Raw genomic sequence first — 14,819 nt, forward strand, 5'->3', positions numbered from 1 at the left:
GATCAGAGGGTCGACACCGGCGGGTGCTGCGGGCGCCACGGCTTCATCCACGGCGTCTCCGGCCAGCCTTCGGCCGCCGCCATCAGCGGGAACGCGGTCGCGCCGTCGATGCTCTCGCGCACGATGTCGGCGTGCCCGGCGTGCCGGGCCGTCTCCTCGATCACGTGCAGCAGCACCCAGCGCACCGACCACGCGGCCACGTCCGCAGGGAACCAGGGCACCCCCTGCGGCACCGGCACCGGGTCGCCCAGGTCGGTGACCAGGGCGACCGCGGCGGCGGTCGCGGCGCCCACGGCGTCGTACCGCTCGATCACCTCCGCCAGCGACTCACCGGGTTCGAGCCGGAAGCTCGCCGCGTAGTCCACCGGCTGGCCGGCCCGCTGGAGCATGGTGTCGGTCCACTGCGTCTCCATCACGGCGCAGTGCTTGATGAGCCCGCCGACGCTGAGCGAACCCGCGGTCGGGGTGAGCCGGGCCTGGTCGTCGTCGAGCCCGTACGCGGAGAGCTTCAGCGCCTGCCGCTGCTGGTCCAGGTAGGCCAGCAGGCCTGCGCGCTCGTCGGCGACGGGTGGCACCAGTCCAGGCATGGCGTGATATCTCCCTTTTGTAGTTGATTCAGCCTAGTCCGGCGCGACCCGTGCCGACCGCCTACCCCCAGGCCTGGACGACGGCGGGGCGGTCGTGGGCCGCAGCCCCACGGCGCTCAGCGAAGCGGTCGAGCGGACCGATAAGAGCTAGGCGGACTGGGGCTCGGCGTCGGCGTTCGTCCGCCGGGCGCTGCGCTGGTCGGCCCAGCGCATCGCCTCGTCGGCGACCAGCGCCTCCACGTTCTCGACCAGGGCGGCGTCGGGGCGCTGGCCGTCGTACGGCGCGTTGCCCGCGCTCCACAGCACCGTTTCGCGCTGCAGCGCGATCAGGGTGCCGCTGCTGCGGATCCAGTTCTCACCGGGGCGCAGCAGCTGGCGCAGGCCGGCCAGGATCGCCACCAGGGCGCCGAGCACGGCGGTGACGGCGGTCGGGGCGCCCAGCGCGGCCGCGGCGGGGATGCCCGCGGCGAGCACGACGGTGGTGGCCTCCAGCGCGTGGTTGCCGCGGCGCTGCTTCTTGACCTGGTGCTCGTACCAGGACACGCGCTCGATGACGCTCAGCGGCAGACTGCTGCCGCTCGGGCTGGTCAGCTGCTGCCACCAGTGCTTGTGCGCCGTGCCGTCCGCCATCGCCGGTCCCTCCTGCCCAGGAATTTCCGATGATGGTGGCACGGCGGGCGGTGGCGCACCAGTCCACAGCGGACAGGTCAGCTGTCGTTGTTGCTACGGCGGCCTAGCGCGTAGGCGCCGAAGCCGAATGCGATGAGGACGACCAGGCAGAGGCAGCAGGCCGGGCCGCCCGAGACGTTGAGATACGGTCCGTCGGCTACCACCGATGCGGCCTGGGCCGCCGTTCCCCCGAGCAGTGTCATGGCGCCCAAGGTAAGCGGGGTGGTCAATCGCGGGGTCGATTGGCCTGCGGTCGCGTGATCGCCAATTGCGGTCGAGAGGTGGGCCTGGCGTCGGTGCTTTGACCTCAACCAGCGACCTTGACCCTGGGATTGTCGAAGATCGCTGGCTGCGGGCTGGATGTGGGATGTGTCGGTGCGAGGTGTGCGAGGTGTGCGGGGTTGTGGTCTGAAGTGGCGAGCTTCGACTCGGGGTCGGCGGGATGATCTCCGCTGCGGGTCGGAAAGGGGACCCGTCGGTCCGGCGCCGGTGCGTCAGCTGTCCGAGGACGGCTCCAGGTCGAGGCTGATGGAGTTGATGCAGTAGCGGGCGTTCTTGGGGGTGAAGCCCTCGCCGTCGAAGCGGTGGCCCAGGTGCGAGTCGCAGTTGGCGCAGCGCACCTCGACCCGCACCATGCCGTGCGAGCGGTCCTCGATGTAGCGGATCGTGCCCGGCAGCGCCTCGTCGAACGACGGCCAGCCGCAGTGGCTGTCGAACTTGGTGACGCTCTCGAAGAGCTTCGCGCCGCAGGCGCGGCAGCTGTACGTGCCCGGGGTCTTCGTATCGACGTACTTGCCCGTCCACGGTGCTTCGGTCCCCGCTTGGCGCAGCACCCGGAACTCCTCGGGATTGAGGCGCACGCGCCACTCTTCCTCGGTCAGGTGGCTGATGTTCTCCATACCCGCACAGTACGCGGTAGGTTCGTGCCATGCCCAAGGCGGAAGCGCTCGAGTACCAGGTCGGTAATCGATCGGTAAGACTCAGCAGCCCGGACAAGATCTACTTCCCGGAGCGCGGGTACACCAAGCGCGACGTGTTCGAGTACTACCTCGCCGTCGCCGAGCCGATGCTGCGGGCCATGCGCGACCGCCCGACGGCGCTGCAGCGCTTCCCCGAGGGCATCGAAGGCGAGATGTTCTACCAGAAGCGGGTGCCCACCCGTGGCGTGCCCGACTGGATCACCACCGCCGAGATCAAGTTCCCGTCCGGGCGCAAGGCCGACGAACTGTGCCCGAAAGAGCCCGGTGCGCTGCTGTGGGCGGCCCAGATGGGCACCATCGTGTTCCACCCGTGGCCGGTGCGGGCGCCGGAGACGGAGCTGCCCGACGAGCTGCGCATCGACCTCGACCCGCAGCCGGGGACCGACTTCACCGACGCGGTGCACGTGGCGGGGCTGGCGCGGGAGGTGCTCGCCGACGCCGGGCTGACCGGATACCCGAAGACCTCCGGTGGGCGGGGGGTGCACATCTACGTGCGGATCCAGCCGCGGTGGTCGTTCATCGACGCGCGGCACGCCGCGATCGCGTTCGCGCGGGAGCTGGAGCGGCGCGACCCCGACCGGATCACCACGGCGTGGTGGAAGGAGGAGCGGGGCGAGAAGGTGTTCATCGACTTCAACCAGATGGCCCGGGACCGGACCATCGCGGCGCCGTACTCGCTGCGCGCCAACCCCCGGGCGACGGTCAGCACGCCGGTGACCTGGGAGGAGTTGGCGTCGGTCGAGCCGGACGACTTCGACCTGCGTACGGTGCCGGCGCGGTTGGAGAAGGCGGGGGATCCGTACGCGGGGATGGACGAGGTCGCGCACGACCTGTCGACGCTGCTGGAGTGGTGGGCGCGCGACGAGCGGGACCACGGCGTCGGCGAGATGCCGTACCCGCCCGACTACCCGAAGATGCCCGGCGAACCCATGCGCGTCCAGCCCAGCCGCGCACGCGACACCAGTAGCGAGAACAGCTCTGCTGCTGACTAACGTGGGTGGTAGGCGAGCAGTGCGGGCCGAGGCTTCGAACCTCGCTGTCGTACGGCTCCGACCGCGGCCGATTACCTGCGGACCAGGACCGAAGTCCGGCGGTTGACGCCGAAGCAGCCGACCCGCTGTGGCGATCGACCGCTAGCCTGGGCCATCCACCCTCAGGACTTCGGAGGCTCCCATGTTCAGCGGCGCGCTCAAGGGCTGGCACCTGCTTCTCGCAGCTCCCTGCTGCGTGGTCGTGGTCGGTGTCGTCGTCGCTGTGGTGCTGCTGGCCCGCCGGAGGTAGCGCGCCCCCTGCTCGGTGCGCCTCCGCGATTTGGAATCGCCGCGCCTCCTGCTGTCCGGCCATGTCCTCGCCATGGCGGGCCATACCCCCTCCGGCATGCGGCCACGTTACGACCGGGCCGCAGTCGCGCCACTCCGACGATCGGGGCGTGCTGGCCACCAGCGGTCGCGGACACCGGGCCGACTTCCTGACGTGCATTCACGCTGGTCGCGGATACGGTCGCCTCTTCCATCCAGAAACGAGGATCAGTGAAGACACGACTTCTGGCGCTGACCGCCATGCTCGCCCTGGCCACCACCGGATGCACCTCGACGCCCAGCGTCGGGCAGCCCGGCCCGGCCGCCTCGACGACGGTCGACTACAAGGCCGAGCTGTCCGCGTTCATCGCGAAGCGCGGTGCCGACCAGGGCAAAGCCGCGGGGGCGATGATGATGACGAGCGCCATCAAGTCGGTGACCGTGACCGGCACGGAATGGGTGATCGTGGCCGAGTTCGAGTCACTGCTGATCGCCGCCGACGTGCAGAAGCAGGTCGCGTACATGGTCGGGGTGTACGACCCGACGGTCACGAAGGTGACCATCAAGACGCCGGGCGGACAGGAACTGTTCGCGGGCGCACCACCGAAGCAGCCGATCACCGCCAGCCCCGACGCGTGACCGTGTGACGACGATGACGCTGAAGGCGGGCCGAATCAGCTCGTCCTGGCATACGCTCCACGTGACGATGGTGGTGATGACCCGCGGCTGGTGGGCGCTGGTCTACGCGGCGCACGTGGTGATCTGGTCGTTGAACCGGCCCACGGTGACGGTCGAGGTGCCGGCGGGCGGGCGCATCGAGTACCGCGACGGCTATCCGAACGTGCTGGCCGAGGATGAGTACCTGGTCCCGCGCACCCGGGAGGAGAAGGTGCGGACCTTCCTGCCGTGGCTCGTGCCCATCGGCCTGGTGGTGTTGCTGTTCGTGGTCGCGCTGAACCGACCCTGAGCGCGAGCCAGGGCCCGCCTGTCCGCGGTGGCGGGCCCTGGCCAACCATGACCTGGCTACGCGCTGCTCTAGACGAGCGGGTCGCTGACGTGCTCGCCGTCAGCCGGGCACGTGACAGCGGGTGCAGGAACGGCCCGGCGACCTGCTCAGGCGGGCCAGAACTTGGGCGGGCTGACGGTTGGATCGGTCACCTGCAGGCGTCCACTGCTGGTCGGGTCGATGCCCTTGAGGTAGACCAGCCGTTGCGACGGTGCCTCCGCCAGCTCGGCCAACGCCACGGGCAGTCCGGCGCACACTGCGCCGATGGCGACTCCGAGCCCGGTCAGTCCTGGGTGCCGCTGGGAGTATTCGATGCGATGGATGCCTGACGCGGCGATCGCGGCCACCTCGTTCGCCCGCTGCATCTGCCTGGCGTCTGTGGTGAGGACCGCCTGGTAGCCCTCCTGGGCGGCGCGTTTGTAAAGCTCCACGTCGGAGGTGCCCGACCAGGCGGCTTCCTCGCTCACATGGCGCAGGTCGTGGGTGAAGAGGAACGAGCGCAGTGCGTTCGTCAGCGGCATCGCGACGTTCTCGTCGAGCAGGATCTTCAAGCTGCGGCCTGCCGCTGGTAGCTGTCGGCGTAGTCCGCGAAGTCGACGGCGTCCTCGGCGGCCGCCGCGCTGACGCCCGGGTAGATGGAGGCGATCTGCTGCGGCTGGACCCCGTCTCGGATGAGGCTGGCGACCTGCATCGCCGGCACCCGGGTTCCCGTGATGACCGGCTCGCCGCCGCGTACGGCCGGGTTGACGCTCAGATGGCTGCGGGGCTGGAACAGCGCGGGCACATGGCGTCCGTCGTAGTAGTAGGGCCCCAGCACCTGGACCATCTGGTGGATGACGATGTTGCCCCGGCTGTGGACCAGGTCGACGGCTTCGTCGTTCGTCGCCAGGTAGATCGTGTCACTGTCGGCGACCAGGGTGTACCGCGAGAGGTGGTCGCGCTCGTCCAGGTCGACCCGCAGCGTCGTCAGCGCGCGGCGGATCTTCTGGAGCGACGAGGCGCGGCGCAGGGTGATGCACATGCGCAGGGCGATGATGTCGCGGAACGAGTACAGGATCGGCCGGGTCGCGGACAGCTCCGGCAGCAGGATCGCGCCCTCGCCGTCGGTCCCTTTGCGCCAGTGCCCGAGTTGGGCGAGAGTCGCGCCTGACAGAGCGGCTGCCAACTTGGGTTCGTAGGACATTCACACCCCCTCGCGTCACCCCTGCCATGGACGGCAGTCGCTTCGACCATCGTGCCATCGAGTGGCTGTGGCCAGCGAATTCAACGGGGCGACATTCGCCCGCCGACGCTGCCGCCGGTCGAATCATATGACTTAGTCGATGTTGTGTCCAATCGGTCGGCACGCCCTGGCTGAGGCTGAGTTAAGAAGGGCCCCTTCTACATCGCAATGCGATAAGAAGGGGCCCTTCCTTACCTCAAAGGGCTACTGGGCGGGGCAGACGGTGCCGTTGGCGGGGACGTCGAGGTCGATCAGGTACTTGTTGACGGCGCTGCTGATGCAGCGGGTCTCCGGGTACGCCGTGTGCCCTTCGCCGTCCCAGGTGAGGACGGTGCCGGTGCCCAGCATGTCGGCGAGCTTCTGCGTCTGCTCGTACGGCGTGGCCGGGTCGCCCTTGGTGCCCACGACCAGGATCGGCGGCGCCCCCTTGGCCTCGCCGGTCGGGAACGGGTCCCGCGGCCCGGGCCATACCGAGCAGGTCAGCATGCCCACGGCCAGCGGCGCCCCGAACATCGGGTACTTCTGGCGCCACTCCTCCTGGTACTTGCGGATCTGCTCGACCGGCACCGGCTTGGCCTCGTCGGCGCAGTTGACGGCCGCGTTGGCGTCGAACAGGTTGGTGTAGACGCCGTTGTCGTCGCGGTCGGCGTACGAGTCGGCCAGTGCCATGATCGCCCCGGCCTTGCCCTGCTGCAGGTCGCCCAGCGCCTCACCGAGGTCGGGCCAGCGGGCCTTGGTGTAGAGCGCCGACACCACGCCCCAGAAGATCCAGCCGGGGGTGGCGTACCGGCCGTCGCTGTTGCCGACGGGCTTGGTGCGCGCCTCCTCCATCAGCTTCATGGTGACCTCGCGGGCGTTGCCGTCGATCGGGCAGCGGCTGTGGTTGTCGTCGCACCAGGCGGTGAAGTTGTCGAAGGCCCGCTCGAAGCCCATCGCCTGGCTCTGCGCCGACGCGGTGGAGTCCAGGGTCGGGTCGACCGCGCCGTCGAGCACCATGGCCCGGATCCGGTCGGGGAACAGCTGCGCGTAGACGGCGCCGAGCAGGGTGCCGTACGAGTAGCCGAGGTAGTTGATTTTGTCCTCGCCCAGGTCCTGGCGGATCTTGTCCATGTCCCGGGCGGCCTGCTCGGTGGAGAACTTGTTGAGGCGGTCGCCGTACTTGGCCTTGCAGCCGTCGACCATCCGCTTCGTGAGGTCCACGTTCTCGTCGAACTCGGGCTGGGTCTTCGGGTCGGGGTCGGCGCCGAACGTGGCGTCGAGGTCGGCGTCGGAGTAGCAGTCGACCGGGCTGGACCGGCCGACGCCGCGCGGGTCGAAGCCGACGATGTCGAAGCGCCTGGTGACCTCGGCGGGCAGGCCCCGGGTCAGGTACGAGGCCAGGTCGATGCCGGAGGCGCCCGGTCCACCGGGGTTGACCATGAGCGAGCCGATGCGGTCGCGCTGGTCGGTGGCGCGGGCGCGCATCACCGCGATGTCGAAGGTGTTCCCGTCGTCGGGCTTGCTCCAGTCCTGCGGCACCTCGACCGTGCGGCATTCGAAGGTGTACCCGGAGGGTGCCTTGCCGAGCAGCTCGGCGGGCACCTCCGGGCACAGCCGCCAGCCGGGTTCCGGGCTCTGCGCCGCGGCCGGGCGCCGCCCGAAGTCGGGCAGCGGCAGCACGCACCCGGTCAGGGTGGCCGCGCTCGCCACCAACGCGACGGACAGCCGTACCACGCGGTGATCGATCCTGAGACGCACGAGCGTGTTCACTCCCCCCAGTGGATTCGCCCGAGCCTACGGGGTAGCCAGTACCTCGTCGACGTTGAGGCTGATCGGACGGTCGAGCTGGTCGTACCGGCAGGACTGCGGGGTGCGGTCGGGCCGCCACCGCTGGAACTGCGCGGTATGCCGGAACCGGTCGCCCTCCATCGCGTCGTAGCCGACCTCGACGACGAGTTCGGGGCGCAGCGGTTCGAACGACAGGTCCTTGGTGCCGCTCCAGCGGCTGGGGGCGCCCGGCACGCGCTGGCCCTCGCCCGCCACGGCCCACGGGTGCTCGGCCGGGTCGCGGTACGGCTCCAGCTCGTCCAGCAGCTCCTTGCGCCTGGCGGCGGTGAACGACGAGCTGACCCCGACGTGGTGCAGGGTGCCCTCGTCGTCGTACAGGCCGAGCAGCAGCGAGCCGACGATCGGGCCGGAGGTGTGGTAGCGGAAGCCGGCGACGACGACATCGGCGGTACGCGCATGCTTGATCTTGAACATCAGCCGCTTACCCGGCACGTACGCCATGTCGGCGGGCTTGGCGATCAGCCCGTCGAGCCCGGCGCCCTCGAACGCGGTGAACCACTCGCGCGCGGTGCCCGCGTCGGTGGTCACCGGCGTCAGGTGCACCGGCGGCGTCACGCCCTTCAGCGCGTCGGCCAGCAGCGCCCGGCGCACCGAGTACGGCTCGTCCATCAGTAGCCGGTCGTCCAGCGCCAGCAGGTCGAACGCGATCACGTCGGCGGGTGTCTCGACCGACAGCTTCTTCACCCGGGAGGCGGCTGGGTGGATGCGCTGCCCCAGCAGGTCGAAGTTCAGCCGGGGGAGCTGCCCTTCCTCCCGCCGGATCACCACGATCTCGCAGTCGATCACCGACCGCACCGGAAACTGCTTCTTGACCAGCTCCACGACCTCGGGAAAGTACCGCGTCAACGACTTCCCGCCCCGGCTGGCGAGCTCGACCTCGTCACCGTCCCGGAAGATGATGCAGCGATAACCGTCCCACTTGGGCTCGAACGTCATACCCGGTTCGTCAGGCAGCTTCGACACCGGCTTGGCCAGCATCGGCTCCAGCGGGGGGAGTACGGGCAATTCCATACCCCCAGTCAACCAGCAAACCCCCCACCCCGTGCGCAACCACCCGTTTTCCCAGCTCCCTCGCAGCTCCCTGCCCACCCCCTCTCAGGTTGATCATGAACTTATGGCACGGCTCGACGGTGTGTCGGAGGCACAGCTTCCTGATCACTCCGGCGAATCGAGGGCCGGGAGGCGGATGGTGAAGGTGGTGCCCTGGGCGAGTTCGCTGATGAGGGTGATGTCGCCCTGGTGGTCGAGGACGATCTGGCGGGTGATGGCCAGGCCGAGGCCGCTGCCGCCGCTGGTACGGCTGCGGGCCCGGTCCGCGCGCCAGAACCGGTCGAAGACGTGCGCCCGGTCGGCGGCCGCGATACCGCTGCCCCGGTCGGTCACCGCGAGCACCGCGCTCGGCCCGGACCGGGCGGCCGACAGCGTGACCGTCGAACCCGCGGGGGAGTGCCGGACCGCGTTGGTGACGAGGTTGCCCAGGGCCTGGCGCAGCCGGTACGCGTCGGCCCGGACGAAGACGCCCGGCTCGGCCGTCACCTTCAGCTCGACCGCGGCCGTCGACGCCGACGGCTGGTGCGCCGTCCGGCAGCTCTCCAGCAGCTCGCTCAGGCTGACCGTGGACCAGTGGTAGCGCAGCCGCCCGGCCTCGGCCAGCGCGAGGGTCTGCAGGTCGTCGACGATCCGCTGCTGCAGCAGCACCTCCTCGTGCAGCGAGTGGAACAGGGCCGCGTCCGGCGTGACCAGCCCGTCCTCCAGCGCCTCCAGGTACGCGCGCAGGTTGGACAGCGGCGTACGCAGCTCGTGCGCCACGTCGGCGATCATGCGCCGCTGCTGCTCCTCGCTGCGCTGCAGCGAGTCGGCCATGTTGTTGAAGTCCTGCGCCAGCCGTGCCAGCTCGCCGCCGCCCGCGACGGCGACCCGCTGGTCCAGGGCACCCTGGCCGAACCGGCGCGCGGCCAGCGTCAGCTCGCGGATCGGGCGCAGCACGTGCCGGCTCAGCAGCAGCGTGCACAGGATGATGGGCACCGCGACCGCGCTGACCGCCAGCGCCACCGGTGTCGCGGAGATCGTCGTCTCCTCGACCGCGACCGCCAGCTGCAGCGGCTCCGGCCCGGTGCCGCTGATCCGCGTCAGGTACGCCTCCTGCAGGCAGGTCTGCTCGGCGAGCACGGCCGCCGACTCCGTGCGGGTGCCCTTGGCGGGGTCCGTCGGGTACGTAGCCAGCTCGCACTGCTGGATCTCGATGCGGTCGTCGTCGAGCACCCGCGGCATGCTGACCAGGCCCTGCCGGCAGTCCTGGACGACGGTGGGCGCAGCGTCGAAGTAGGAGAAGGTCGGCACGCCGCCCTGCAGGGAGACGGCGACGGGGTCCACGCTGTTGCGGGTCAGGCAGGCGGCGAAGCGGATCTCCTGCCGGTACAGCTCCATGGCCTGCAGCACGGCGGAACGACCCTTGACCCACTCCGCGCGGTTCAGCTCGAACTGCGGCCGGGGGTCGACCGAGGCGGTCATCTCCGTCACGGGATCGTTCGGTTGGCCCAGCAGCAGCGCCGTGTCGACGATGACCACGCGGGTCTCCTGCGTCTCCAGGCGGATGCGCTTGCCGTTCTGCTGCGCCAGCTGCCGGGCCAGGTCCGCGACCCGCTCCCAGGTGCCGTGGTCGCGGCCGTACTTCGTGATGCGGTCGGCCAGCTCGCGCAGGGTCTGCTGCTGCGACTGGGTGGAGGAGGCCACCTGGTTCTCGGCGAAGCGCAGGGTGAGGTACGTGCTGACGCCCATGGCCACCAGCGCGACCAGCGCCACGAGGACGAAGACCCGCAGCTTGAAGGTCACGCGGGCGCCTGCGGCATCCGGTACCCCCGGCCGTAGACCGTCTGCACGTAGCGCGGTTCGGCCGGGTCCAGCTCCAGCTTGCGGCGCAGGTTCATCACGTGCACGTCGACGGTGCGCTCCAGCACGTCCTGGTCGAAGCCGAAGGCCCGGTCGATGATCTGCGCCCGGGTGAAGGCCCGGCCCGGCTCGGCGGCCAGCACCTCCAGGATGCCGAACTCCTTGGCCGTCAGCGCGACCGGCCGGCCGTCCACCCGTACCTCGAACCGGGCCGCGTCCACGACCAGGTCGCCGACGACCAGCGGCGCCTTGGCCTCGCCCGCCAGCACCCCGGTGCGGCGCAGCAGCGCGCGGATGCGCGCGACGAGCTGGCGCGGGCTGTACGGCTTGGTGATGTAGTCGTCGGCACCGACGTCGAGCCCGAGCAGGATGTCGTTCTCGGTGCTGCGGGCGGTGAGCAGGATGATCGGCACGTCGGACTCGGCGCGCAGGATGTGGCACACGTCCAGCCCGTCGACCAGCGGCATCATCACGTCCAGCACCACCAGGTCGGGGCGGCGGGCGCGGCACTGGTCCAGCGCGGCGCGGCCGTCGGCCACCGACAGCACGCTGTGGCCCTCGTGCTCCAGATACATGCGGATGACGTTGGCCTGCTTCGGGTCGTCCTCGGCCACCAGGATCCGAGCCGTCACGCCCCACCTCCCCCTCGGTCTGCGGGCATTGTGCCCACCCGCCTGTGAAGGACCTGTTAAGCCCGCGCCCAGCCGGAGCACATCGTTCGCGCATCACATCTTGATACGGCCTTAACAAGTCCCCCCATACCTTCCGGTCGATTGCCTGCGACGGGAGGAGGGCACCACAATGTGTGGCTTCGTAGTCTTCATCAGCGCCTCTGGGCTCGGCGACGCGTGCGACGCGGTGTCGGCGGGGCTGGACCTGATCCGGCACCGGGGACCCGACGACATGGTCGTCACGGCTCCGCAGCCCGGAGTGACCATGGGTTTCCAGCGGCTGGCCATCATCGACGTGGACGGCAGCCGCCAGCCGCTGACCCACGAGCAGCGCTGGGACCTGTGCTTCAACGGCGAGATCTACAACTACCGCGAGCTGCGCGAGGAGCTGGTCCACGAGTGCGGCGCGGTGTTCGCCACCGCCGGCGACGCCGAGGTGCTGGCCGCGGCGTTCCACCACTGGGGCGCGGCCGCCGTCGAGCGGCTGCGGGGCATGTTCGCGTACGTGCTGTGGGACCGCCAGGAGCGCCGGCTCCACGCCGGACGGGACCCGTTCGGCATCAAGCCGCTGCACTACGCCCATACCCCCGACGGGTTGTGGCTGGCCAGCGAGCGCAAGTCGCTGGCGGGCGGCGGCGGGACGCTCGACGCCGACGCGCTGGCCCACTACCTGTCGCTGCAGTACGTGCCGGAGCCGTACACGATGAGCGCCGAGGTGCGCCGGGTGCCCGCCGGGTGCTCGCTCACCTACGAGCCGGGCGGCCAGGTCCAGGTGCACCGCCACTTCCAGCCGACCTTCGCCGCGGCCACGGGGGCCGACGAGAAGGCGCTGGCGGCGCAGCTGCGCGGGGCACTGCGCGACAGCGTACGGGCGCACCTGGTCGCCGACGTGCCCGTCGGGGCGTTCCTGTCCGGCGGCGTCGACTCCAGCGCGGTCGTCGCGCTGGCCGCCGAGGTCAAGCCGGACCTGCAGGTCTTCTCCGCCGGGTTCGACATCGACGGCTACTCCGAACTGGACCTGGCCCAGGAGACCGCCATAGGGCTGGGTCTGCGGTTCACCCCGACCGTCGTCACCGCCGCCGACGTGCTGCGCGAGCTGCCCCGCATCGTGTGGCACCTGGACGACCCGCTGGCCGACCCGTCGCTGATCCCGCTGTACTTCCTGGCCCGTACCGCCTCCGAGCACGTGCGGGTGGTGCTGTCCGGCGAGGGCTCCGACGAGCTGTTCGGCGGGTACGAGATCTACCGCGAGCCGTTCGCCACCGCGCCGGTGCAGCGGCTGCCCCGCTCGGTCCAGGGCGCGCTGCGCCGCGTCTCCGCGGCGATGCCTGAGGGCGTACGCGGCAAGAGCTACCTGGCCCGCGCGACGACGCCGCTGGAGCGGCGCTACTACGGCAACGCCCGGATGTTCGACGCCGAGCAGAAGGCGCTGCTGCTGCGCGGCCGGGCGGCGGCGCCGCGCACCGACGTGACCGACGGGGTGTACGCCCGCACGGCCGCCCTGGACCCGGTCAGCCGGATGCAGCTCATCGACCTGCACACCTGGCTGCCCGGCGACATCCTCACCAAGGCCGACCGCATGTCGATGGCCCACTCGCTGGAACTGCGCGTCCCGTTCCTGGACCGCCGCGTGTACGCGGTCGCCGCCCGCATCCCGGCGCACCTGCGCGTCTCACCCGACACCCCGCAGACCAAGAAGCTGCTCCGGTCCGCGGTGTCCGACCTGCTCCCCGCCCCGGTGGCGCAGCGCCGCAAGGTCGGCTTCGCCACCCCCGCCCGGGTATGGCTGCGCGGCGACATCGGCGACTGGGCCCACGACCTCCTGTCCACCTCCGCCGCGAGCGAGCACCTGGACCTGGAGTACGCCCGCACCCTCCTCATCGCCCACCAGCGCTCGGAGGCCGACAACTCCCGCAAGGTCTGGACCGTCCTGATGTTCTGCCTCTGGCACGCCACCTTCATCGAACAGTCCACCCCCACCCCGGTTGCTCTGCTGCGGTGATCATGAACCTATGGCACGGCTCGACGGCGTGTCGCCGGCACAGCTTCCTGATCACCAAGGTGGGCCACGGGTAGCGGGCGCCTGTTCGGCGGTCGACAGCCGGATGATCGGCGTCCTCGGACACAATCGCGCTGACAGGCCGAGGGTTAGACCGAGGACGCCGATCATCGACCGAAATGACCCCGGAGATCACGACCTCAGGTCACAACACTGCACAGCTAGACAGCCGAGACCCCGCTTTTCGTCCGCATTCGCCGATCGCCGACGAGAAGGGCGGCTCAGATCGGCATGAAGATCCGTCGACCTTGTTATGGCGGGTAACAAGGTCGACGGATCTGTCGAAGCGAGGGCGTCAGGTGGTCCAGTAGCCCTGCGGATCACCGAAGTCGTCGGACAGTTCGACCTTGAGATGCGCGACCTTCTCCGGGTCGACGTCGAAGATGACGTAACCGTTCTTTCGCTGACCCTGCTGGACGGTCGTCATGAAATCGAGCTGCGGCTCGATGCCGACGACGAGCACCTCGGTCTGATAGACCGTTCCGTCGGTGGCCACCAGGCGGAAGTTGGTCGGACCGAGATCGGTGGTCCCCTTGGTGGCGAGAATATCGACCATGACCGCAACGAACTGACCGCGGTTCGGCTGAGTGAACTGGTTGTCTGACTTCGCCTTCTTGACCGACTTGATGGTTACTCGCGTCTCAGTACTGCGGGACTTCATGTTCACCGCCTGACCTACCTTGACGGTGACCGGACCGTCCGGCTCGGCGGGAGGCGGGGCGGAGGATGCAGATGGGGATGGCGCCGGGACGCTCGGATCGCTTTTCGCATCGGCGGCCGGGGCTGCCGCACCGGGTGCGTCGGGCGTGTCGTCGCCACTGGTCAGCACGATGACCGTGCCCATTCCGCAGCAGGCGAGAATGAGCACTCCGACGACTATCGCGATAATTCCGCCGGTGCCGAGGCCTTTCTTGGGCGGGGCCGCCTGATACACGGGGCCGTTCGGATATGTCGGCGGGCCGTAGTTCTCATTTGTCACCTGCCAAATGCTAGGCAGATCGTGGCCTGGGGAAACGGGGTCAACGGCCACGTTTGGTGTCGGACAGGTCACGCTGAGGCGTCGAAGCGCCCCCTGCGGGCACGCCGTTTCGTCGGACATCTGCCGCGTTGGGTGATCCACGACGACGCCCGGAGCCGATCGGCGGCACGAGGGCGGGCATGGGCGGAGTCGATCGGGCAATGCCGGTTCGCGATCGGTCCTCCCCCGTTGTCCGCAGCGGCATTTCCGCGAATGTCACCTATGATGTGCCGGCGTGTTCAATGCGGCCCTGTCGGCTGCCAGTCCGCGAAATGTGCGATCAACTTTCCGCCATGCAGGCGTTGCTCGCATGGGTGCGACCGACCGCATTGTCTGCAGCATCCCGTCGTATCCCGGCGGTGCGCCGACAGCAGGCCTGCTCCGTAGGCTGCTTGAGCCTTCGCATAGCGGCTGAACTCTCTTTCGCCGATCGGATCTCCCGTATCCGGCCTCTCTTGACGTCGAAGGTCGCCGTAGTGCTTACTTAACCTAGTAGCTGACCATTGTGGACATGTGCTGGATTGCGACAGAGCCGAAGGCGTCCTGACGTTAGCCCCGGGAACGGGACAGGCACGTCGGCCACTGGGTAGGCC

The 14,819-nt window shown here is 69.7% G+C and carries 15 protein-coding genes; 4 read left to right on the forward strand and 11 right to left on the reverse strand.

What is annotated here, in order from left to right; translation table 11 throughout:
* Positions 1 to 2 precede the first annotated feature (2 nt).
* The 4 genes from QEZ54_RS28940 to msrB form a co-directional block, all read right to left on the reverse strand.
* Entirely contained in the window at positions 3 to 587 is a 585-nt protein-coding gene (locus QEZ54_RS28940; protein ID WP_281307901.1) for a DinB family protein, read from the reverse strand.
* Positions 588 to 734: 147 nt separating this feature from the next.
* Positions 735 to 1,217 (reverse strand): DUF4231 domain-containing protein, encoded by a 483-nt coding sequence (locus QEZ54_RS28945; RefSeq protein ID WP_281307902.1) that lies wholly within the window; start codon positions 1,215 to 1,217, stop codon positions 735 to 737.
* A gap of 77 nt (positions 1,218 to 1,294) precedes the next feature.
* Positions 1,295 to 1,459 carry a hypothetical protein gene (locus QEZ54_RS28950; RefSeq protein ID WP_281307903.1) on the reverse strand — a complete coding sequence of 55 codons (165 nt, stop codon included), beginning with the start codon at positions 1,457 to 1,459 and terminating at the stop codon, positions 1,295 to 1,297.
* Between the two features lie 291 nt (positions 1,460 to 1,750).
* Positions 1,751 to 2,155 (reverse strand): peptide-methionine (R)-S-oxide reductase MsrB, encoded by a 405-nt coding sequence (gene msrB, locus QEZ54_RS28955; RefSeq protein ID WP_281307904.1) that lies wholly within the window; start codon positions 2,153 to 2,155, stop codon positions 1,751 to 1,753.
* 29 nt (positions 2,156 to 2,184) lie between these two features.
* Between msrB and ligD the strand changes: the two genes are divergently transcribed.
* The 3 genes from ligD (at position 2,185) to QEZ54_RS28970 (ending at position 4,501) form a co-directional block, all read left to right on the forward strand.
* The gene (gene ligD / locus QEZ54_RS28960; protein WP_281307905.1) at positions 2,185 to 3,228 is read left to right on the forward strand and encodes a non-homologous end-joining DNA ligase; all 1,044 of its coding nucleotides are present in this window, start codon (positions 2,185 to 2,187) and stop codon (positions 3,226 to 3,228) included.
* 537 nt (positions 3,229 to 3,765) lie between these two features.
* Complete coding sequence (locus tag QEZ54_RS28965; RefSeq protein ID WP_281307906.1) at positions 3,766 to 4,173, forward strand: hypothetical protein; 408 nt, start codon at positions 3,766 to 3,768, stop codon at positions 4,171 to 4,173.
* A gap of 13 nt (positions 4,174 to 4,186) precedes the next feature.
* Complete coding sequence (locus QEZ54_RS28970) at positions 4,187 to 4,501, forward strand: hypothetical protein (protein ID WP_281307907.1); 315 nt, start codon at positions 4,187 to 4,189, stop codon at positions 4,499 to 4,501.
* A gap of 146 nt (positions 4,502 to 4,647) precedes the next feature.
* On the opposite strand, the gene QEZ54_RS28975 is transcribed toward QEZ54_RS28970, so the two are convergent.
* The 6 genes from QEZ54_RS28975 to QEZ54_RS29000 all read right to left on the reverse strand — a co-directional run bounded on the left by QEZ54_RS28975 (position 4,648) and on the right by QEZ54_RS29000 (position 11,110).
* On the reverse strand, positions 4,648 to 5,091 hold the full coding sequence (locus QEZ54_RS28975) for a DUF5615 family PIN-like protein (protein WP_281307908.1): 444 nt from the start codon (positions 5,089 to 5,091) through the stop codon (positions 4,648 to 4,650).
* Complete coding sequence (locus QEZ54_RS28980; protein ID WP_281307909.1) at positions 5,088 to 5,705, reverse strand: DUF433 domain-containing protein; 618 nt, start codon at positions 5,703 to 5,705, stop codon at positions 5,088 to 5,090. Before QEZ54_RS28980 ends, QEZ54_RS28975 begins: the two co-directional genes overlap by 4 nt.
* A 261-nt stretch (positions 5,706 to 5,966) precedes the next feature.
* Positions 5,967 to 7,499 (reverse strand): alpha/beta hydrolase, encoded by a 1,533-nt coding sequence (locus QEZ54_RS28985; protein WP_281307910.1) that lies wholly within the window; start codon positions 7,497 to 7,499, stop codon positions 5,967 to 5,969.
* 36 nt (positions 7,500 to 7,535) lie between these two features.
* Positions 7,536 to 8,600: an ATP-dependent DNA ligase gene (locus QEZ54_RS28990; protein WP_281307911.1), complete on the reverse strand. Its 1,065-nt coding sequence runs from the start codon at positions 8,598 to 8,600 to the stop codon at positions 7,536 to 7,538.
* A gap of 144 nt (positions 8,601 to 8,744) precedes the next feature.
* A complete protein-coding gene (locus tag QEZ54_RS28995; protein ID WP_281307912.1) occupies positions 8,745 to 10,421 on the reverse strand; it encodes a HAMP domain-containing sensor histidine kinase in 1,677 nt (558 codons plus the stop codon).
* Positions 10,418 to 11,110 (reverse strand): response regulator transcription factor, encoded by a 693-nt coding sequence (locus QEZ54_RS29000; protein WP_281307913.1) that lies wholly within the window; start codon positions 11,108 to 11,110, stop codon positions 10,418 to 10,420. The genes QEZ54_RS28995 and QEZ54_RS29000 overlap by 4 nt, the downstream gene beginning before the upstream one ends.
* 169 nt (positions 11,111 to 11,279) lie before the next feature.
* Between QEZ54_RS29000 and asnB the strand changes: the two genes are divergently transcribed.
* Positions 11,280 to 13,151 carry an asparagine synthase (glutamine-hydrolyzing) gene (gene asnB / locus QEZ54_RS29005; RefSeq protein ID WP_281307914.1) on the forward strand — a complete coding sequence of 624 codons (1,872 nt, stop codon included), beginning with the start codon at positions 11,280 to 11,282 and terminating at the stop codon, positions 13,149 to 13,151.
* Positions 13,152 to 13,503: 352 nt separating this feature from the next.
* Here asnB and QEZ54_RS29010 read toward each other — a convergent pair whose 3' ends face one another.
* Complete coding sequence (locus QEZ54_RS29010; RefSeq protein WP_281307915.1) at positions 13,504 to 14,187, reverse strand: DUF4352 domain-containing protein; 684 nt, start codon at positions 14,185 to 14,187, stop codon at positions 13,504 to 13,506.
* Positions 14,188 to 14,819 lie beyond the last annotated feature (632 nt).

Source organism: Catellatospora sp. KI3, from assembly GCF_029948125.1.
Lineage (GTDB): Bacteria > Actinomycetota > Actinomycetes > Mycobacteriales > Micromonosporaceae > Catellatospora.